This window comes from Streptomyces sp. ME19-01-6 (assembly GCF_033793745.1).
GTDB lineage: Bacteria > Actinomycetota > Actinomycetes > Streptomycetales > Streptomycetaceae > Streptomyces.
This window is the reverse complement of sequence record NZ_JARAXF010000079.1, coordinates 1-5,779: the sequence shown is the minus strand read 5'-3', so window position 1 is coordinate 5,779 and position 5,779 is coordinate 1. Positions and strand designations below refer to the sequence as shown.

The window sequence follows — 5,779 nt, the reverse complement described above, 5'->3', positions numbered from 1 at the left end:
CGTCCTGATCCCGGGCGCCCAACACACCCTCGACGCACTCGACACCCCGCCCGCGCACCCGCCCGTCCTCATCCCCACCCTCACCCGCACCCAGCCCGACGCCGACAGCCTGGCCCAGTCACTCGCCCGCCTCCACACTCTCAGCCCCGTCGACTGGCGCACCTGGTTCACCGACGGCACCACCACCCCGGCCACCATCGACCTGCCCACCTACGCCTTCGACCGCGAGCGCTACTGGCTGCCGACCGCGCCGTCCGTGCCGGCCGACGGCTCGGCTGACCCGGCGGAGGCCGAGCTGTGGGCGGCCATCGAGGGCCAGGACGCCGACGCCCTGGCGCAGTTGCTGGAGCCCGAGGGGGACGCGGCCACCGGCATCGAGGCGTTGCGGCCCGCCCTGCCCGTGCTGTCCGCGTGGCGCCGCCGCCACCGCGAACGCACCACCCTGGCGTCCTGGCGCCACCAGGTCCGCTGGACCCCGCTGCCCGAGCCCGGCGCGTCCGCGCTGCACGGCACGTGGCTGCTGCTCGTCCCCGCCGGACAGGAGGACCACCCGGCGGTGCGGACCGCGACCCGCGCACTGACCGACCACGGCGCCGACGTCGAGCCCCGCACCGCCGACGCCGGCGCCACCGACCGTGAGGCGTTCGCCCGTCAGCTGTCCGGACTGCCCTCATTGACCGCGTTCTCCGGCGTCCTCAGCCTGCTCGCCCTCGACGAACGCCCCCACCCCGGCCATCCGGCCGTTCCCGCCGGGCTCGCCGCCACCGTCGCCGCCCTCCAGGCCCTCGGCGACGCCGGGATCAACGCCCCGCTGTGGTGCCTCACCCAGGGCGCCGTCTCCACCGGCGGCGACGACCCGCTGACGAACCCCCTCCAGGCGCAGGCCTGGGGCGTCGGCCGCGTCGCGGCACTCGAACACGCCGACCGCTGGGGCGGCCTGATCGACCTCCCGCCCGAGCCCGACGAGCGGACCGCCGCCCTGCTGGCTGCCCTGCTCGCCGGCGTTCCCCCGGGCGGCCCGCCCGAGGACCAGGCGGCGATCCGGGCGCGCGGCCTGCTGGTCCGCCGCCTCGCGCACGCCCCCGGGCGTCCCGCGCGCCGCCCCTGGCGGCCGGAGGGCACCGTGCTGATCACCGGCGGCACCGGCGGCATCGGCGGGTTGCTGGCCCGCTGGGCGGTCGGGCACGGCGCTGGACACCTGGTCCTCACCAGCCGGCGCGGCCCCGACGCCCCGGGCGCCGCCGAGCTGGCCGCCGAACTCCGCGCCATGGGCGCCTCGGTGACCATCGCCGCCTGCGACGCGGCGGACCGCGACGCGCTGCGGGGCGTGCTCGACGCCATCCCCGCCGAGCACCCGCTGACCGCCGTCATCCACGCCGCCGGCGTCGTCGAACACGGCCTCATCGCCGACGCCGACCCCGGCCACCTCGACCGCCTGCTCGCCCCGAAGGCGCTCGCAGCCCGCCACCTCCACGAGCTGACCAAGGGGCACGACCTCTCGGCCTTCGTGCTGTTCTCCTCGGTCTCCGCGATCTGGGGCAGCGGGCAGCAGGGCGCGTACGCGGCCGCCAACGCCTACCTCGACGCCCTCGCCGAGCACCGCCGCGCCGAGGGCCTGCCCGCCACCTCGCTGGCCTGGGGTCTGTGGGGCGAGGTCGGCATGGCGACCGCCGACGACGAACTCGACTACTTCCGCCGCCGCGGCGTGCACCCCCTCGACCCCCGGCTCGGCATCATCTCTCTCCACCAGGCGATCGAACGCGGGGACACCACGGCTGTCATCGCCGGGGTCGACTGGCGCCGCTTCCTGGTCAGCTTCACCGCGCTGCGCCCCAGCCCGTTCCTCGGCGACCTGCCCGAGGCCGCCGACCGGGAGGGGGACGACGCACCGGCACCGGCCGCCCAGGACGCCGACCCGCTGCGGCAGAAGCTCGCCGCGAGCCCGCAGGCCGAGCGGCACCACATCCTGGTGCGGCACGTGCGGACCCACGCGGCCGGCATCCTCGGCCACGCCTCCGCCGACGCCGTCCCGGCGACGAAGCCGTTCCAGGAGCTGGGCTTCGACTCACTCACCGCCGTGCGGCTGCGCAACGAGCTGAACGCCAGCACCGGGCTGAATCTGCCCGCCACTGTGCTGTTCGACTACCCCTCGGCCGAGGAACTCGCCCGCTACCTCCACGATCTGCTCGTCGCCGACGTCGCCACGAGCGAGGCGCGGATCATGTCCGAGCTGGACGGCTGGGACGCCTCCCACGCACCCGAGGGCGTCAACGAGGCCGCCCGCTCCCGGATCGCGGCCCGGCTGCGGCTCCTTGCCGAGCGGTGGAGCGAGCCGGTCGACGCCGACGGCGCCGCCGGGTCCCACGAGGACCTGGAGGAGGCCACGGCGGAGGAGATCTTCGACCTGATCGCGAGCGAGTTCGGCAAGTCCTGACCCGGCAGCCGCACCGAGCCGTTGGCCGTTCGAGTCATTGAGGATTGTTCCCGCGCAGCCGAAGATCGTTCCCCAGGGCACGAGCGCCATGCGGTTGGGCGATGCGTCCCTCTTCCGAGCGATGGCACCGAGCCAAGTTTCGAAGTGATTTCAAAGTCATGAGTTCCGAGAGCGCAGCCGTCAACTTCTCCGAGCTGGTGAACAAGAACAAGCAGACCCTTGCCCGGCTTCAGGAATCGCCGAGACTGCTCCTGCACCGCAGAGGCGGCGAGGATCTGGTCCTCACCACCGCGGCGCGGGCCGAGCAGGACCAGACCGTGGTGTCCGCGGCTACCCGGATGCTGGTCGCCATGGCGCGCCGGGAGCCCGGCAGCATGGAACTGCTCAGCAGCGCACCCGTCGCCCAGTTGCTCATTGCCTGGCAGCACACCGCCGAGGTCTACTCCGATCCCGCACTGCTGGCCGCGCTGACCAGGGATCACGGCGAAGACTACGCCCGGTGCCAGACCCGCGGGACGTCGCATGACCGCGGGTCGAGGCGACCGCGCCGCGCCTCCGGCACCGGACGGCCACTGGGAAGTCCGCTTCGCTGATGCCGCCTCGGCCAAGGGCTGGGAGAGCCTCGCCCAGCAGGCCCGCGAGAACACCTACCGCGCCTGGACCACCATGCGCACCGACCCCCGACCGACCACGGAGAAACCCCGGCACCACCGCCTCAAAGGCGCTCTGGCACATGGCGCCCACCGCGGGCAGACCTGCGAGCAGTGGCAGATCGAGGTGGCCGGCGGTGGCCGCATCTGGTACCTCCTCGACACTGTCCGGGAGACGTGCTGGATCACCTTCGCAGGAACGGGACATCCGCGAGCCACAGACCGGCGCTGACAGCCGGGTGGGCGGCGGAACGGGATCAGGAGGCATCGGTTTCAGCGTGCTCCGGAAGGAACCCCGCAGGGGTCGCCGGTCCCCCCCCAGGACCGGCCCCAGGGAGCGCTCCAGGAAGCGAATTCTCCCAGCCACCCCTGACGAAGGGCGTCAGGGGTGGCTGCGTTCCGTGAGGGGTCAGGACTCGCCGAACTCGCGATCGATGAGGGCGAACATCTCGTCGGCGGACGCCGACGCCAGCTCGTCGCCCGTCTGCTGCTCGTCCTGCGGCTCGGCCCCGCCCTCGTACCGCCACAGCAGCACCCGCAGCCGGTGGGTGAGGCCGGAACGCCGGGGATCGTCCGCGTCCAGGGCCGCCAGCGCCGCCTCGATGCCGTCGAGGTGCGCGGCGGCCGGCTCCGTCCCGGAGTCCTCCGCCATCACCTGCGCGACCAGGTAGCCGGCCAGCGCGGTCGGCGTCGGGTAGTCGAAGACCAGCGTGGCAGGCAGCGTCAGGCCGGTGGCGCCGCGCAGCCGGTTCCTGAACTCGATCGCCGCCACCGAGTCGAACCCCAGGTCCTTGAAGGACTGCTGGGGGTCGAGCGACTCCGCCGACGCGTAGCGCAGCGCGTTCGCCACGTGGGTGCGCACCAGCGCCAGCAGCGTGCCGTCGCGCTCCTGCGGCGGCTGCGCCGCGAGCCGCTCACGCAGCGCCGCCAGGCCCTCCGCCGATCCGGCGTCGTCCTCGGCACCCCGCGCGGCCCGCCGGGCCGCCGGGATCTCCTCGAAGAGACGGCTGGGGCGCACCATGGTGAACACCGGCACGAACCGCTCCCAGTGCACGTCCGCGAGGACCGCGTGCCCCTCGCCGCCGTCCAGCGTCCGCCGCAGCGCCGTCAGCGCCAGCCCGGGGTCGAGGGCCGACAGCCCGTGGCGTTCGGCGCGTTCGGCCGCATCGGCTCGCACCGCCCCCTCGTCGTTCCACGGGCCCCACGCCACCCGGACGACGGGCCCGCCGGCCGCCTCGCGCCGTTGCGCCACCGCGTCCAGGTACGCCTCGGCGGCGGCGCGGGCGCCCTGCTCCCCGACGCCCCAGACCCCCACGACGGAGGAGAAGACCACCACCGGGTCGTCCGCCTCCAGGCCACACAGCTCCGGGAGGTGATCGACGTCGGCCACGGCGTTCGACAGCGCCTCGGCCAGCCCGTCCGGCGTGAGACCGGCCAGCGGCACCGGCTCGCCCGCGGTCCCCGCGTGGACGATGGTCCGCACGCGCGGCCCGGAGGCCGCGAGCTGATCGGCCAGTTCGCGCCGGGCGGCCGGCCCGGACGGCACGCCGTCCACGACACTCGCCTCGGCGCCCAGCTCCGCCAGCGAGGCCACCAGCTCCGCGCCGCCGGGCGCGTCCTGGCCGCCCGGCGCGAGCAGCACGATGCGCTTGGTGCCGCCCGCCGCCAGCCAGCGCGCCACGTGGGCCGCGACCCCGGTGACCCCGCCGGTGACGAGCACGCCGTCCCGGGGCGTCCACGCCCGTTCGTCCTGTTCGTTCGGCCCGTCGAGGGGCGCGGGCAGCACCCGCCGCCCGTACACGCCCTCGGAGCGCAGCGCGACCTGGTCCTCGCCGTCCCGCCCGGCCAGCGCGGCGCGCAGCAGGCCCGGGGTGAGGTCGTCGGCCGAAGCGGGCAGGTCGATCAGCCCGCCCCACGCCGCGGGGTGTTCCAGGGCGGCCACCCGGCCGAGCCCCCACACCTGGGCCTGCGCCGGCGCGCTGGGCCGCTCCTCGCCGTCCCCGGCTGCCACCGCGCCCCGGGTCGCGGAGTACAGAGGGGCGTCCACCTCGGCCTCCAGCACGGCGCGCAGCAGGGCGTGGGTGGCGGTGAGGCCACGGCTCACGGCCGGGAACGCCGCCGCGTGCGGGCGTTCGTCCAGCGCCAGCAGCGACAACACGCCCGCGGGGGGCGGGCCGTCGGCCAGCGCGGCGCGCAGCAGGCCCGGGGCGAGGTCGCCGGCCGGCAGCAGCCGCACCTCCGCGCCACCCGCCGTCAGGGCCCGCTCGCAGGCCTCGGCCCACTCCCCGGCGCCCTCGGGCGGCACCACCAGCAGCCACGGGCCCTCGGCCGGGAAGGAGCCCTGGCCGGGGTCGGGCAGGCGGCGCCAGCCGACCCGGTAACGCCAGGCACTGACCGTCGACCGCTCGTGGCGTTCCCGGCGCCAGTGCGAGAGCGTGGGCAGCAGCGCGTCCAGCGACGCGCGCCGCCCGTCCTCCGCGCCGAGGCCCAACGCCTCGGACAGGCCCGGGAGATCCTGCGCCTCGACCGCGTGCCAGAACCGGGTCTCCTCCGCGTCCGCCCCGGCGGTCGGGGCGTCGGCCACCTCATCCGGCCCCCAGTAGCGCTGTCGTTGGAAGGGGTAGGTGGGGAGGTTGGGTGGTTCGGTGCCTGGGGCTGGTGGTGTGGGGAACCAAGTGTGCCAGTTGATGGGGAG

At 75.5% G+C, this 5,779-nt stretch carries 4 protein-coding genes; 3 read left to right on the top strand and 1 reads right to left on the bottom strand.

The window, feature by feature from the left end; all coding sequences use genetic code 11:
• From PV419_RS52585 to PV419_RS52575, 3 genes are all read left to right on the top strand, one after another.
• Window positions 1–2,434 (top strand): SDR family NAD(P)-dependent oxidoreductase (locus PV419_RS52585; RefSeq protein ID WP_319701199.1); only part of this gene is annotated, 2,434 nt, incomplete at its 5' end.
• 158 nt (window positions 2,435–2,592) lie between these two features.
• Window positions 2,593–3,027, top strand: coding sequence for a hypothetical protein (locus tag PV419_RS52580; protein ID WP_319701198.1), 435 nt, complete (start codon window positions 2,593–2,595; stop codon window positions 3,025–3,027).
• Window positions 2,957–3,316 carry a hypothetical protein gene (locus PV419_RS52575; RefSeq protein ID WP_319701197.1) on the top strand — a complete coding sequence of 120 codons (360 nt, stop codon included), beginning with the start codon at window positions 2,957–2,959 and terminating at the stop codon, window positions 3,314–3,316. The genes PV419_RS52580 and PV419_RS52575 overlap by 71 nt, the downstream gene beginning before the upstream one ends.
• 177 nt (window positions 3,317–3,493) lie before the next feature.
• On the opposite strand, the gene PV419_RS52570 is transcribed toward PV419_RS52575, so the two are convergent.
• The coding region (locus tag PV419_RS52570) for a KR domain-containing protein (RefSeq protein ID WP_319701196.1) at window positions 3,494–5,779 on the bottom strand (2,286 nt) is incomplete at its 5' end.